Source organism: Streptomyces olivaceus (genome assembly GCF_000721235.1).
Classification (GTDB): domain Bacteria; phylum Actinomycetota; class Actinomycetes; order Streptomycetales; family Streptomycetaceae; genus Streptomyces; species Streptomyces olivaceus.
Genome location: NZ_JOFH01000030.1, coordinates 1 through 13,491 on the forward strand (window position 1 = coordinate 1; position 13,491 = coordinate 13,491).

The 13,491-nt window shown below is 73.4% G+C and carries 13 protein-coding genes; 7 read left to right on the forward strand and 6 right to left on the reverse strand.

Annotated features, from left to right (window positions below):
- Positions 1–284 precede the first annotated feature (284 nt).
- Entirely contained in the window at positions 285–1,916 is a 1,632-nt protein-coding gene (locus tag IG94_RS0128840) for a serine/threonine-protein kinase (RefSeq protein ID WP_031043601.1), read from the reverse strand.
- Between the two features lie 216 nt (positions 1,917–2,132).
- Between IG94_RS0128840 and IG94_RS0128845 the strand changes: the two genes are divergently transcribed.
- The 3 genes from IG94_RS0128845 to IG94_RS0128855 all read left to right on the forward strand — a co-directional run bounded on the left by IG94_RS0128845 (position 2,133) and on the right by IG94_RS0128855 (position 5,176).
- On the forward strand, positions 2,133–3,488 hold the full coding sequence (locus IG94_RS0128845) for an aspartate aminotransferase family protein (protein ID WP_031043604.1): 1,356 nt from the start codon (positions 2,133–2,135) through the stop codon (positions 3,486–3,488).
- Between the two features lie 194 nt (positions 3,489–3,682).
- On the forward strand, positions 3,683–4,384 hold the full coding sequence (locus tag IG94_RS0128850) for a GntR family transcriptional regulator (RefSeq protein WP_031043609.1): 702 nt from the start codon (positions 3,683–3,685) through the stop codon (positions 4,382–4,384).
- Between the two features lie 141 nt (positions 4,385–4,525).
- Complete coding sequence (locus IG94_RS0128855) at positions 4,526–5,176, forward strand: hypothetical protein (RefSeq protein ID WP_031043612.1); 651 nt, start codon at positions 4,526–4,528, stop codon at positions 5,174–5,176.
- A 29-nt stretch (positions 5,177–5,205) separates the two neighbouring features.
- Here the strand turns inward: IG94_RS0128855 and IG94_RS0128860 are convergent, their stop codons facing one another.
- The 3 genes from IG94_RS0128860 to IG94_RS0128870 form a co-directional block, all read right to left on the reverse strand.
- Positions 5,206–5,418, reverse strand: a complete 213-nt coding sequence (locus IG94_RS0128860; protein WP_031043624.1) for a hypothetical protein — start codon at positions 5,416–5,418, stop codon at positions 5,206–5,208.
- Positions 5,419–5,497: 79 nt separating this feature from the next.
- On the reverse strand, positions 5,498–6,022 hold the full coding sequence (locus IG94_RS0128865; RefSeq protein ID WP_052410913.1) for a DUF3515 family protein: 525 nt from the start codon (positions 6,020–6,022) through the stop codon (positions 5,498–5,500).
- 121 nt (positions 6,023–6,143) lie between these two features.
- Entirely contained in the window at positions 6,144–7,427 is a 1,284-nt protein-coding gene (locus tag IG94_RS0128870; protein WP_031043628.1) for an adenylosuccinate synthase, read from the reverse strand.
- Positions 7,428–7,612: 185 nt separating this feature from the next.
- Here IG94_RS0128870 and IG94_RS0128875 point away from each other — a divergent pair, with 185 nt between their 5' ends.
- Positions 7,613–8,542 (forward strand): diacylglycerol kinase family protein, encoded by a 930-nt coding sequence (locus tag IG94_RS0128875; protein ID WP_031043631.1) that lies wholly within the window; start codon positions 7,613–7,615, stop codon positions 8,540–8,542.
- A 107-nt stretch (positions 8,543–8,649) separates the two neighbouring features.
- Here the strand turns inward: IG94_RS0128875 and IG94_RS0128880 are convergent, their stop codons facing one another.
- Complete coding sequence (locus IG94_RS0128880; RefSeq protein ID WP_031043633.1) at positions 8,650–9,141, reverse strand: GbsR/MarR family transcriptional regulator; 492 nt, start codon at positions 9,139–9,141, stop codon at positions 8,650–8,652.
- A gap of 106 nt (positions 9,142–9,247) precedes the next feature.
- Between IG94_RS0128880 and IG94_RS0128885 the strand changes: the two genes are divergently transcribed.
- From IG94_RS0128885 to IG94_RS0128895, 3 genes are all read left to right on the forward strand, one after another.
- Positions 9,248–10,201 (forward strand): ABC transporter ATP-binding protein, encoded by a 954-nt coding sequence (locus tag IG94_RS0128885; RefSeq protein WP_031043636.1) that lies wholly within the window; start codon positions 9,248–9,250, stop codon positions 10,199–10,201.
- Positions 10,198–11,823, forward strand: a complete 1,626-nt coding sequence (locus IG94_RS0128890) for an ABC transporter permease (RefSeq protein ID WP_031043639.1) — start codon at positions 10,198–10,200, stop codon at positions 11,821–11,823. The genes IG94_RS0128885 and IG94_RS0128890 overlap by 4 nt, the downstream gene beginning before the upstream one ends.
- Positions 11,824–11,896: 73 nt before the next feature.
- Positions 11,897–12,172: a hypothetical protein gene (locus tag IG94_RS0128895; RefSeq protein ID WP_031043642.1), complete on the forward strand. Its 276-nt coding sequence runs from the start codon at positions 11,897–11,899 to the stop codon at positions 12,170–12,172.
- Here IG94_RS0128895 and IG94_RS0128900 read toward each other — a convergent pair.
- Complete coding sequence (locus IG94_RS0128900; RefSeq protein WP_224326502.1) at positions 12,155–13,450, reverse strand: cytochrome P450; 1,296 nt, start codon at positions 13,448–13,450, stop codon at positions 12,155–12,157. The genes IG94_RS0128895 and IG94_RS0128900 overlap by 18 nt on opposite strands.
- Between the last annotated feature and the right edge of the window lie 41 nt (positions 13,451–13,491).

Consider the following 13,491-nt stretch of genomic DNA (forward strand, 5'->3'; position numbering starts at 1 on the left):
GAATATGCCTCGGCAGCGGCCGCCCGAACCGCGGTGACCTGCGGTGGGCTGGGCGGGGTGGGTGCGGTGGGTCCGGGGCCGGTGTCTGTTCGGTGCCCGGCGTGGGTGCGGGCCGGGGGTGGGTCTGCGGCCCGGCGTCGGCCGCGTGCCCGGCGTGGGCGCCGGCCGGGGGTGGGGCGCGCTGCCCGGCGCTGCGGGGTGCCGCTGCGCCCACCCGTGCCGCCCCAGCGGCACGACTGCCCGCAGCTCGGGCGGCACGACTGCCCGTCAGCGGGGGCGTGGGGTTACTGGCGGGTGTAGGTCAGGTTGTCTCCGCTGTTGTCGGTTGCGCGGCGCAGGGAGCCGTTCGGTTGGAGGGTGAGCGTGGTGGGTTCGCCCGGGGTGCAGGAGGAGGGCGGTTCGGCGGCGGTCACGGTGGACAGGCCGAGGCGCACCGGTCCGTCGGAGCCCGGGGCTTTCGCCAGGTCGGCCTCGAAGACGCAGTGGTAGGTGGCGTCGCCCGCGGGACCGTCGGCGGTGAGGGAGAGGACCGTGTCGCCCACGTCGCCCTGCCGGATGGTCAGGCGGCGGGTGTGGATGCCGGACTCGTTGTCGATGGTGGCGGTCCACGTACCCAGGTACGCCGTCGGTATCGAGCCGTCCGGGGCGCCGGCCCCCGGGTTGCGGGCCGCCGGAGACGTCTCGGCGCGCAGGGGCTCGTCGCCGGCCCGGTGGTCGCCGTCCCCGCTCATCAGGGCGTAGACCGCGCCCCCGGCGCCCAGCGCCACGACCAGGGCGACGACGACCAGCAGCGCGGTGCCCCCGGCCCTGCGGGAGGGCGGCTGGGGGGAGAAGGGGTGAGAGGGAGGGCTCTGGTCCGTGACGACGGTGGTGGGGTGGATCGGCGGCGGGGCGGAAGCCGGTTCCCCCGCCGGAGCCGCCTCCGGGTCCGGGACCGGAACCGGCGTCGGCGTCGGCGTCGGGGGTGCCTCCGGGGCCGGGGGCGTCAGGGGCTCCGGGTTCTCCGTGTCCAGGAGGCTTACCGCGTGCCGGCCCAGCTGGGCCACCAGGGGACTCGGCAGCCACGGTTCGTGCGAGCGGCCGTCCGCGACCGTGTCCTGCGCGCCCGTGCGCCTCAGGACCTCCGCGAGACCGGGCCGTGCCGCGGGATCCTTCTCCAGGCAGTCCCGTACGAGGTCCACGAGGGCCTCCGGTACGCCCTCCAGGTCGGGCTCCTCCTGCGCGATGCGGAACATCACCGCGTGCGCCCCGGTGCGGGCGGTGCCGAAGGGCAGCTTGCCGGTGGCGGCGTAGACGAGGATCGAGCCGAGGCAGAAGACGTCGCAGGCGGGCGTGATCCCGTCGCCGCGCACCTGCTCGGGCGCCATGAAGCCGGGCGAACCGACGAGCGCGCCGGTACGGGTGACCCCGCCGTCCTCGGACACCGTCTCCAGGGCCCGCGCGATGCCGAAGTCGATGACACGGGGGCCGTCGATGGTGAGGAGGACGTTGGACGGCTTGAGGTCGCGGTGGACGATCCCGGCGGCGTGGATGTCCCGCAGGGCGTGGGCGAGGCCGGCGGCCAGCGTGCGCACCGAGCGCTCCGGCAGGGGCCCGTGGTCGTGCCCGACGACCTGCTGGAGGCTGGGGCCGGCGACGTAGCCGGTGGCGACCCACGGCACGGCGGCCTCGGTGTCGGCGTCCAGCACCGGAGCCGTCCAGTGGCCGCCGACCCGCCGCGCCGCCTCCACCTCGTACCGGAAGCGGGCCCGGAACTCCTCCCGCGCGGCCAGTTCCTCGCGCACCAGCTTGACGGCGACCGTGCGCCCCCGGTCCGACCGGGCGAGGTGGACGTGGCCCATGCCGCCCGTGCCCAGCCGCCCCAGCAGCCGGTACCCGCCGATCTGCGTCGGGTCCCCGTCCCCGAGCTCCTGCATGTGGCGCCGCCTTCCCCGCACGTGTCCCCCGCACGTGAGTACACGTGAACAACAGGGCGAGGATAGTGCGGCACGGGCACACCGTGGGACGGGCAGGTCCACGGTTCGGTAACGGACGCGGCGGCCTCCCGCCTCGACAGTCTGTCGTGGAAAGCCCCCGACTCCGGACAGGACGCCGATTCCGTTTCCGCATCGCGGACATCTACCCTCGGCCGCATGACCCCTCAGCCCCACCCCCGGGCCGGCGCGGCCGTGAAGGCCGCAGACCGTGCGCACGTCTTCCACTCCTGGTCCGCGCAGGAACTCATCGACCCGCTCGCCGTCGCCGGCGCGGAAGGGTCGTACTTCTGGGACTACGACGGGAAGCGCTACCTCGACTTCTCCAGCGGCCTCGTCTACACCAACATCGGCTACCAGCACCCCAAGGTCGTCGCCGCGATCCAGGAGCAGGCGGCGACGATGACGACGTTCGCGCCCGCGTTCGCCGTCGAGGCCCGCTCGGAGGCGGCCCGGCTGATCGCCGAGCGGACCCCCGGCGACCTGGACAAGATCTTCTTCACCAACGCGGGCGCCGACGCCGTGGAGCACGCCGTGCGCATGGCGCGCCTGCACACCGGGCGCCCGAAGGTGCTCTCGGCGTACCGCTCGTACCACGGCGGCACCCAGCAGGCGGTCAACCTCACCGGTGATCCGCGCCGCTGGGCCTCCGACAGCGGCACGGCCGGGGTCGTGCACTTCTGGGCGCCGTTCCTGTACCGCTCGCGCTTCTACGCCGAGACCGAGGAGCAGGAGTGCGCGCGGGCATTGGAGCACCTGGAGACGACGATCGCCTTCGAGGGCCCGGCGACGGTCGCCGCGATCGTGCTGGAGACGATCCCGGGCACCGCCGGGATCATGCTGCCGCCGGCCGGCTACCTGGCCGGGGTCCGCGAGATCTGCGACAAGTACGGCATCGTCTTCGTGCTCGACGAGGTCATGGCCGGCTTCGGGCGGACCGGCACGTGGTTCGCCGCCGACCTGTACGACGTGGTGCCCGACCTGATGACCTTCGCCAAGGGCGTGAACTCGGGCTACGTCCCGCTCGGCGGCGTCGCGATCTCCGGCGAGATCGCCGCGACCTTCGCCGAGCGGCCCTACCCCGGCGGGCTGACCTACTCCGGGCACCCGCTGGCCTGCGCCGCCGCCGTCGCCACCCTCACGGTGATGGAGGAGGAGGGCATCGTCGAGCACGCCGCCCGGCTCGGGACCGACGTGGTCGGACCGGCGCTGCGGGAGCTGGCCGAGCGCCACCCGAGCGTGGGCGAGGTCCGCGGGACCGGCATGTTCTGGGCGCTGGAGCTGGTGCGGAACCGGGAGACCCGGGAGCCGCTGGTGCCGTACAACGCGAGCGGGCAGGCGGCGACGCCCATGTCGGCGTTCGCGGCCTCGGCCAAGGCGCACGGCGTGTGGCCGTTCGTGAACATGAACCGCACCCACGTGGTCCCGCCGTGCAACATCTCCGAGGCGGAGCTGAAGGAGGGCCTCGCGGTCCTGGACACGGCGCTGTCCGTGGCGGACGAGTACACGGAGTAGACACGGGGCCGCGGGACGGGCCGGGGGAGGAAAGGCGGAGGGGGACGGTCCGGAGAAGGGCCGGGAGAGGGGCGCGAGCGCGTAAGGTTGCGTGCTCGTACACGTGTGCGCGGTCCACCGCGGCGAGCCGCCGTGGACCCGTGCAGGCGCATGCGTACGAGCACGCACCCGCACGCGACGAGGAGACGCCCGACATGCCCGGCCCCAGCGGAACCGGTGCCGTCACGCGCAGCACCCTGCGGCAGCAGATCGCCGAAGCCCTCCGCGACGAGGTGCTGGCGGGGCGGCTCCAGCCGGGGCAGGAGTTCACCGTCAAGGAGATCGCCGAGCAGTACGGGGTGTCCGCGACGCCCGTGCGCGAGGCCCTGGTCGATCTGTCGGCGCAGGGGCTCCTGGACGCCGACCAGCACCGGGGCTTCCGCGTCCACGAGTACTCGGCCGACGACTTCCGCGGCATGGTCCGGGCCCGCAGCCTCGTCACCGACGGCATGTTCCTCGCCCTCGCCGACGATCTGCGGGGCGGTCCCGATCCCGACGACCCGCGCGTCGCCGCCGCCCTCTCCGGGGTGCGCCGGCGCGGCGAGGAGGCCCAGCGGGCCGCCGCGGCCGGGGAGCTGACCGTCCTGATCGGCTACGACCTGCGCTTCTGGCGCGAGCTGGCCGTCCTGTTCGGCAACCCCTACCTCTCCGACTTCCTGCACCGGCTGCGCGTGCAGAGCTGGGTGTGCACGGTGCAGCACCTGCGCCGGCTCAGCGATCTGCGGGGCGCGCTGTGGTCCGGGCACACCGCGCTGGTGGACGCCCTCGCCCGCCGCGACGTACCGGGCGCCCGCTCGCTCGTCGACGCGTACAACCGGCACTCGCTCGGCCTCATCGAGCGCCTCGCCGAGGGATGAGGCAGGCCTGACGTGTCGTGGTCCGGCCCCAGATGGGTATGGGACCTGCACGCGATGCCCACCGACTACGCTTCCTGATCACCGTGTCCCACCGCCTGATCACCGTGTCCGACCGCGCCGTGCTGTGTGAGGAGCCCTCTTTTGGCCTGTGACCTGTGGCTGGTACCGCTCGTCGACGTCTTGTGCCACACGCCGGACAACCCGTTCGCCGAAGAACTCGCGCAATACGACAAGGTGCTGGCCGAGGCGGGGTTGCCTCCGGTGCCGGTGTACCAGTACATGCCGGGGCTCTCCGGCGAAGTCGCGCCGGTGGCCGGTTTCGACTACGACGCGCTGCATTTCCTGCGCCGGGCGTACCTGCTGCAGGTGTGCGGGCTGCCGGTGACGCCGGTGGACGAACTCGGCGGCGACTACGAGCAGTTGCTGGAGATGTTCGAGTCGACGGCCCAGCAGTCCCACCTGGTGTGGCACTACGACCACGCGGGCGCCTACGTCCCGGTCGACTTCCCGCACCCGCTCGCCAACGACGACCTCCTCGCGGGCGGCGGCCCGCTGGGCTCCTCCCACACGCTGCTGCGGGAGCTGGAGGCCGTCGCCCCCGCGCTCGGCATCGACCCGGCCAACCCGCCCGCACCGCCGCAGGCGCCGCCCGCGCCGACGGAGCTGGAGGAGCCGGCGGTGCCCGCGCCGTACGACGACAGCCCCTTCGCCCGGGAGCGGCACGTGTGGCTGGGGCTGCACGCGGCGGCCACGCGGAGCCTGGCCCAGGGATCGATGATCATCTTCAGCTGACCCGGCGGCCGGCCCGGCTGGGCCCGCCTTCAGGCCCGCGCCCGGATCAGTGAGATCACCGGCGGCCACAGCACCCCGTCCGCCAGGAGCAGGGACGGCCCCAGGTGTACGGGGCACACGTGCAGCGGCGTCCGCAGATGCCTGGCGACCTCGAAGCGGGCCGGGTCGCCGCAGCCGGCGGGGTCGGCCCCGCCACCGTACGGACCGTGACAGGGATCGTCGGCGCTCCAGCGGTCGGTCATGCCCCGATCCGACACCAGACCGTCTGCGGACGCCCCGTGGAGGGGGCCGAACGAAGGGCCGGACAGGAGGTGACCCGGCTCAGAGGACGTTGTCGGCCTCGTCCAGGCCGATGCACTTGCGTTCCTGCGGGAGCCACTGCACGGCCGGGTTCAGCTCGGTGAGGATGCCGCCGACCTCCTCGCGCGAACCGTGGTACGTGAACTCCACGGCCGGTGAGCGGCCGTACGTCCGCAGGACGCTCACCCCGTCGCTCTTGAGCCGTCCCTCGTCCAGGACCCAGTCGACGCCGTCGGCGGTGACGCAGAGGTTGATGTTGGGCTGCAGTTCCTCGGCGCCGCAGCGGAACACCGCCTTCTGGCCGCCCCAGGAGGCGACGCCGTCCCCGAGCGCCCAGTCGCGCGAGGCGCCGGGGATGTCGTCCGGGAGGCGGGAGAGCACCTTGTCGCACTTCGGGTCGCCCGCGTGCGGGGCGGCGGAGACACGGTGACTGTCGACGTAGAACAGGGCACCGGCGACGGCGACGACCGCCACGGTCAGCCAGATCCACGCCCGGGCGGACGGCCTTCGGCGCAGGGCGACGGGGAGGGGGTTGGTGATCCGCATGTTCCGCCCGCTCCGCCCGTCCGTTCCGTCCGCTGCCGGTGTCCGCCAGCGTAACCAGCGGCCGGACGCCGACGGCCGGGGCCCCCGCGCACGATCGTGCGGGGCCCCGGCCGCCCGGTTGCTACAGGAACGAGTTGATCTCGATCGTCTCGTCCCGGCCCGGTCCCACGCCGATCGCGGAGATCGGGGCGCCGGACATCTCCTCCAGGGCCCTGACGTACGCCTGCGCGTTCTTCGGCAGGTCGGAGAAGGACTTCGCCTTGGTGATGTCCTCGCTCCAGCCGGGCAGCGTCTCGTAGACCGGCTTCGCGTGGTGGAAGTCGGACTGCGAGTACGGCAGCTCCTCGACGCGCCTGCCGTCGATCTCGTACGCCACGCAGACCGGGATCTCCTCCCAGCCGGTGAGGACGTCGAGCTTGGTGAGGAAGAAGTCGGTGAGGCCGTTGACGCGGGTGGCGTAGCGGGCGATCACCGCGTCGAACCAGCCGCAGCGGCGGTCGCGGCCGGTCGTCACACCGCGCTCGCCGCCGATGCGGCGCAGGGCCTCGCCGTCCTCGTCGAACAGCTCGGTCGGGAACGGGCCGGCGCCGACGCGGGTCGTGTACGCCTTGAGGATGCCGATGACCCGGCTGATCTTCGTCGGGCCCACGCCGGCGCCGGTGCAGGCGCCGCCCGCGGTCGGGTTCGACGAGGTGACGAACGGGTACGTGCCGTGGTCGATGTCGAGCAGCGTGCCCTGGCCGCCCTCGAAGAGGACCACCTTGTCGTCGTCGAGCGCCTCGTTGAGGACCAGGACGGTGTCGGCGACGTACGGCGCGAGCTTGTCCGCGTAGCCCATCAGCTCCTCGACGACCTGGCCGGTGGCGATGGCCCGGCGGTTGTAGAGCTTGGTGAGCATCTGGTTCTTGACGTCGAGCGCCGCCTCGACCTTCTGGGTGAGGATCGACTCGTCGTAGAGGTCCTGGACCCGGATGCCCACGCGGTTGATCTTGTCGGCGTAGGTCGGGCCGATGCCGCGGCCGGTGGTGCCGATCTTGCGCTTGCCGAGGAAGCGTTCCGTCACCTTGTCGACGGTCACGTTGTACGGCGTGATGATGTGCGCGTTGCCGCTGATCAGGAGCTTGGACGTGTCGACGCCGCGCTCGTTCAGCCCGCTCAGCTCGGAGAACAGGACCGACGGGTCGACCACGACGCCGTTGCCGATGACCGGCGTGCAGCCGGGAGACAGGATTCCGGAAGGGAGCAGGTGCAGGGCGTACTTCTGGTCGCCCACGACCACCGTGTGGCCGGCGTTGTTGCCGCCCTGGTAGCGCACCACATAGTCGACGGAACCACCGAGCAGGTCCGTCGCCTTTCCCTTGCCTTCGTCACCCCACTGAGCACCGAGCAGCACAAGTGCGGGCACGCGCGTACACCCCTTCCGGGCGGGGCATGTCCATGGTCGAGGGCGTACGGGACGGGTTTCCGCCACGTACACCGCGACCGTCGTTGGCCGCCAACCGTCGGACCGGGTGCCCCGGAATAGACGAAGCCCCTGGCGCAACAGCGCAAGGGGCTCTTGCACAAAGATGCTACCCGAGGAAGCGAGGCATGGCCGAGGTGGCGACTTCCGCGAGCTCATCCGCGAACTCTTCCGCGAGGTCCGATCAGCTTCTGGTGGTCGTCGATCCGGTCGCCCGGCGGATGGACGGGGAGTCCGTCCGGATCGCGAAAGACGTGCTCAGCGCGGGTGCGTCGCACACGAAGGTGTGTCTTCCGGACGACCCGGAGGAGTTCGCGCGGGCGCTGCGGCGGCGGGGTTCACGACGGCCGGTGGTGATCGGCGACGACCGGGCGCTGCTGCGGGCCGTCGCCCTGCTGCACCGGCACCGGGAGCTGTCGGGCTGCTCGCTGTCGGTGGTGCCGGTGGGGTCGGTGCTGGGCCTCAGCCGGTCGCTCGGCCTGCCGTCGGGCGCGGTGGCGGCGGCGCGTGCGGTCCTGGCCGGTGCGGAACGGCGCCTGGACCTGCTCGTCGACGACAGTGACGGGGTGGTGCTGGGGGAGGTGGGTATTCCGCCGGGGCCGGGGCACGGGTCGCCGTCCGCGGGTGGGGGGCCGGGCGCGGAGGCGGGCGCGGACAGGGGGGCGAGCGGGCCCGGCCCGGCCCACCCGTGGCTGCGGACCTGCCAGTCCCTGGTGCGGACCCTGGCGTCCTCGCGGCCGGCCCGGACCGCGCTCGCCCCGGGTGCGGCCGGTCCGACCCGGCTGCGGGTGGAGGTGGACGGGGCGACGCTGGTGGACCTGGACCAGCCGGTCGAGGCCGTTTCGGTGGCGCCGGGCGCGGCTGGGGCGGCGGTGGTGGAGGTGCGGCCGCTGGCGGCGGGCGCGGAGACGGCACCGCTGACGGCGAGCGGGCACACGGTGACCGTGTCGGGGGCGCACTTCCGCTACCGGGCCGACTCGATCGAGTGCGGGCCGGTGGGGACGCGGACCTGGGTGGCGCAGGAGGGGGCGTGGGGGCTGACGCTGCCCATGGGGTAGGACGCTGCCGGTCCCCCGGCCTACTGCTTCCTCTCCGGCCGCTTCCTCTCCGACCGCCCCTCCGACCGCTTCGCCGATCGCCACTCCGGCCGCTTCTCCGACCGCCTTCAGCCCTGCCCGAACCGGTCCTCCCGGTGCAGGCGCCAGCGCTCCATCATCGCCGCGATCTCCCCGTCGACGAACTCGAAGAACGCCAGCGTCTCGACCATCCGCCGCCCCGCCGGGGTGTCGGCGCCGAGGCTGGCGACGCCCTCGCTCAGCGCGCTCTCCCAGCGCTTGATGATGGCCTCGCGGTTGGTGAGCGCCTCGTACCACTGGTTGCTGTGCACCCGGTAGCGCTCCCGTCGGGAACCGGGTTCACGCTCGCGCGAGACCATGTGCTGCTGCGAGAGGTAGCGCACGGCACCGGAGACGGCGGCGGGGCTGACCCGCAGGCTCTCGCCGAGTTCGGCGGAGGTCATCGAGCCGGAGTCGGAGGCCAGCAGCGCGGCGAAGACCCGGGCCGGCATCCGCTGCATCCCGGCCTCGACCAGCTGGGCCGCGAAGCCCTCCACGAACTTGGACACCGCCCCGGGGTCGCGCCCCGGCCCCGTCGTCATGCGTCTCGTCCCGTCGCGCGTTCCGTCGTCATGCGCCGATCATCTCTCATGTTCTTGACGGTTCCTTAACTTCACAACTTTCTGAAAGAAGCGTACTTTCCGAAACATGACGAAGGCAATCAGCGTCTCCGGACTCCACAAGTCGTTCGGACGCACGCACGCGCTGGACGGGCTCGACCTGGAGGTCGGGACCGGCGAGGTGCACGGCTTCCTCGGCCCCAACGGAGCCGGCAAGTCCACCGCCGTCCGCGTCCTGCTCGGTCTGCTGCGCGCCGACTCGGGCACCGCCCGGGTACTCGACCGGGACCCCTGGAGCGACGCGGTGGAGGTCCATCGCCGGATCGCCTACGTCCCCGGCGACGTGACGCTCTGGCGCAACCTCTCCGGCGGCGAGGTCATCGACCTCTACGGACGGCTGCGCGGCGGACTCGACCGGGGCCGCCGGGCCGAGCTGATCGAGCGGTTCGAGCTGGATCCGGCCAAGAAGGGCCGTACCTACTCCAAGGGCAACCGGCAGAAGGTCGCGCTCGTCGCCGCCTTCGCCTCCGACGTGGACCTGCTGATCCTCGACGAGCCCACCTCCGGGCTCGACCCGCTGATGGAGGAGGTCTTCCAGCGCTGCGTGCGGGAGGAGCGCGAACGCGGCCGGACCGTGCTGCTGTCCTCCCACATCCTCAGCGAGGTCGAGGAGTTGTGCGACCGGGTCAGCATCATCCGCAAGGGGCGGACCGTCGAGAGCGGTTCGCTCGCCGACCTGCGCCACCTGACCCGCACCAGCATCACCGCCGAACTCGCCGGAACACCGGGCGGGCTCGCCGCTCTGCCGGGCGTGCACGACCTCGACGTCCGGGGCCACCGGGTCCGGCTCCAGGTCGACACCGGCCGACTGGACGCCGTACTGCGGGCGTTGGGCGAGTCGGGCGTGCGGTCGCTGACCTCGACACCGCCGACGCTGGAGGAGCTGTTCCTGCGGCACTACCAGGCCGAGGGGGCCGAGGGGGCCGCCGGCACCGGGGACGCGAAGGGCGCGCACTCCGGCGGTCAGGTGGCCACGCGATGACCACGACCACCGGCGCCGTCACCGCCGCTCCGTCCGCGGCCCGTTCGGGCGGCTCGCGCCAACTGGCCGGTACCGGCACGCTGCTGCGCTTCGCCCTGCGCCGCGACCGGGTGCTGATCCCGGTATGGGTCGCGGTGAACGCGCTCATGGTGCTGTCCATGCCGAACACCCTCAGGGGCCTGTACGGCACGGCGGACGAACGCGCCGACCTGGCACGGCAGATGGAGACCAACGCCTCGCTGCGGGCGATGGTCGGCCCCCTCTTCGACGACGGCCTCGGCGCGCTCACCGCCTGGCGCGTCGGTGTGTACGCCGCCGCGCTCGCCGCCGTGACGAGCCTGCTGATCGTCGTACGGCACACCCGCGACGAGGAGGAGAGCGGCCGGCAGGAGGTCGTCGCCTCCGGCATGGTCGGCCGCCGGGCCGCTCTGACGGCGGCGCTGCTCGCGGCCGCGGTCGCCAACGGCGTCCTGGCCCTGCTGGTCGCCGTCGGACTGGCCGGGCAGGGAGCGGTCGGCGCGGTGGCCCTCGGGCTGGGGATCGCGGGCGTCGGGATGCTCTTCGCGACCATGGCGGCGATCGCCGCCCAGCTCACCGAGAGCGCGCGGCTCGCGCGGGGGCTGACGGCGGGGGTGCTCGGCGCCGCCTTCGTGCTGCGCGCGGCGGGCGACTCGACGACGGACGACGGTGCGTCGGTGCTCACCTGGCTGTCGCCGCTGGGGTGGCTGGAGAACCTGCGCGCCTTCGCGGGCGAGCGGTGGTGGGTGCCGGCGCTGATCGGCGGTGCGGTGGTGGCGCAGGGGGTGGTGGCGTACGCGCTGGCCGGGCGCCGGGATCTCGGCATGAGCTTCCTGCCGACCCGGCCGGGACCGGCCGCCGGGCGCCTCGGGACGGCCGGTGCGCTGGCCTGGCGGCTGCAGCGGGGCGCCGTTCTCGGCTGGAGCGCCGGGTTCCTCCTCGCCGGGGTCGTGTACGGCCGGTTGACGGAGGGGGCCGCGGATCTGGTCGGGGACAACGCGCAGGCCCGCCGGATCGTCGAGCGGATGGGCGGGCAGGCCGGGCTCACCGACGCGTTCGTGTCCGCGATGGTCGGGATGCTCGGGCTGGTCGCCGCCCTGTACGTGGTGGCGTCGGTACTGCGGCTCAGCGGCGAGGAGACCTCCGGGCGGGCGGAACCGGTGCTCGCGGGTGCCGTGGGCCGGCTGCGGTGGGCCGCGGGGCACCTCGTCGTCGCCTTCGGCGGCGCGGCGCTCCTCATGCTCTTCGCCGGGGCCGGTTTCGCGGCCGGTCACGGGCGGGACGCCGGGGCGATCCTGGCCGCCTGCCTCGTGCAGCTGCCCGCGGTGTGGGTGATCGGCGGAGCGGCGGTGCTGCTGCACGGCGTGCTGCCCCGGGGCGCGGTGGCGGCGTGGGGCGTGGCGGGGGCGGTCCTGCTGCTCGGGTGGATCGGGCCCGCGCTGGACGTGCCGCAGTCCGTGCTGGACCTGTCGCCCTTCGGGCACCTGCCGAAGCTGCCGGGCGGGGAGATGAGCTGGCCGCCGGTGCTGGCGCTGGTGCTGATCGCGGCCGTACTGGTGGCGGTGGGGCTGACGGCGCTGCGGCGGCGGGACCTGACGACGTGACCCACGCCGTGCGCGGGCACCCCGACCCGGCCCGAAGCGAACCGCCGGCCGGGTCGGGAGCGTCCTGGTGGTCATGAGACGAGATGCAGCGACGTGCGGCGGGTGCCTGGTGTCGGCGGTGGGGGCCGTGGGCGCCGTGTGGGTGTGGGCGGCGTCGGACCGCACGCAGCGCCATCTCGGGAACGAGTTCGAGAACAACGGGCAGGACTTCGGTGCCTTCTTCCTCGAACTGCCCCTCGTCGTGGTCGGCGGCGCGGTCGTGCCGGGGCTGGTCTACGCGCTGGGCGCCTGGCTGCTGACCAGGGGGCGGCGCTCCGGGGCGCCGCGCGGGTCAGAGTTCCACGCGTAGGTCCGCCAGGCCCCGCATCACGAAGTTGGGCCTGCGTTCCGGTTCCGCCGCGAGCCGCAGGGTCGGGGCCCGCTCCAGCAGGGCCGTCATCGAGGCCGCCAGCTCGATGCGGGCCAGCGGGGCGCCGATGCAGTAGTGGACGCCGGCGCTGAAGGAGATGTGGGGGTTGTCGCGCCGGGTCACGTCGAGGCGGCCGGGGTCGGCGAACACCGCCGGGTCGTGGTTGGCGGAGCCGAACAGCATCGCGATCTCGGCGCCGCGCGGGATCGTCGTCCCGTCGATCTCGATCTCGTCCAGGACCCAGCGCTCGAAGAGCTGCAGCGGGGTGTCGTAGCGCATCAGCTCCTCGACGGCGTACGGGACGAGGGAGTGGTCGGCGCGCAGGGCCGCCAGCTGGTCCGGGTTGCGGAACAGGGCCAGCCAGCCGTTGGCCGTGGCGTTGACCGTGGCTTCGTGACCGGCGTTCAGGAGCAGGACGCAGGTCGAGATCATCTCCTGCTCGGTGAGGCGGTCGTCGTCCTCGTCGTGGGCCGCGATCAGGCCCGAGACCAGGTCGTCGCCGGGTTCCTCGCGGCGGGCGGCGATCAGTGCGCGCAGGTACTCGGAGAAGTCGAGCGAGGCGCGGACGGCCTTCGCGGCGGTCTCCTCGGACGGGTTCAGTTCGTACATCCCGCAGATCTGCGCCGACCAGGGGCGCAGCGGGGCGCGGTCGGACTCCGGGATGCCCAGCATCTCGGCGATCACGGCGACCGGGAGCGGTTCGGCCACGTCCGTGAGCAGGTCGCCGCCGCCCGCCGCCACCAGCCGGGAGACCAGGTCGTCCGCGAGTCCGCGCACGTACGGCCGCAGCCGCTCCACCGTGCGCGGCGTGAACGCCTTCGACACCAGGCGCCGGATCCGGGTGTGGTCCGGGGGCTCCAGGTCGAGCATCCCGTGGTCGTTCAGCGTGTGGAAGGGCTCGTGCTCCGGCGGGGGCGCGGTGCGGCCGAACTCCTCGTGCGAGAAACGGTGCCGGTAGGTCCGGCCGAGCCGGCGGTCGCGCAGCAGCGCCGACACGTCCGCGTGGTGCGGGACGATCCACTGGTCGCTCGGCTCGTAGTAGTGCACGCGGCCCCGGGCCCGCAGCTCGGCGAAGGCCGGGTACGGATCGGCGACGAACGCGGGGTTCCACGGGTCGAACCCGGAGGAGCCGTCGAGGACGGCCGAGCGGTCGGGTGCGGCGGAGCCGGCAGTGGAACCGGCAGTGGAACCGGCGGTGGAGCGGTCGGAGGCGGCCATGGACGGACGCTAGCCGGTGCCGGAGGTCGGTGACCAGGGGC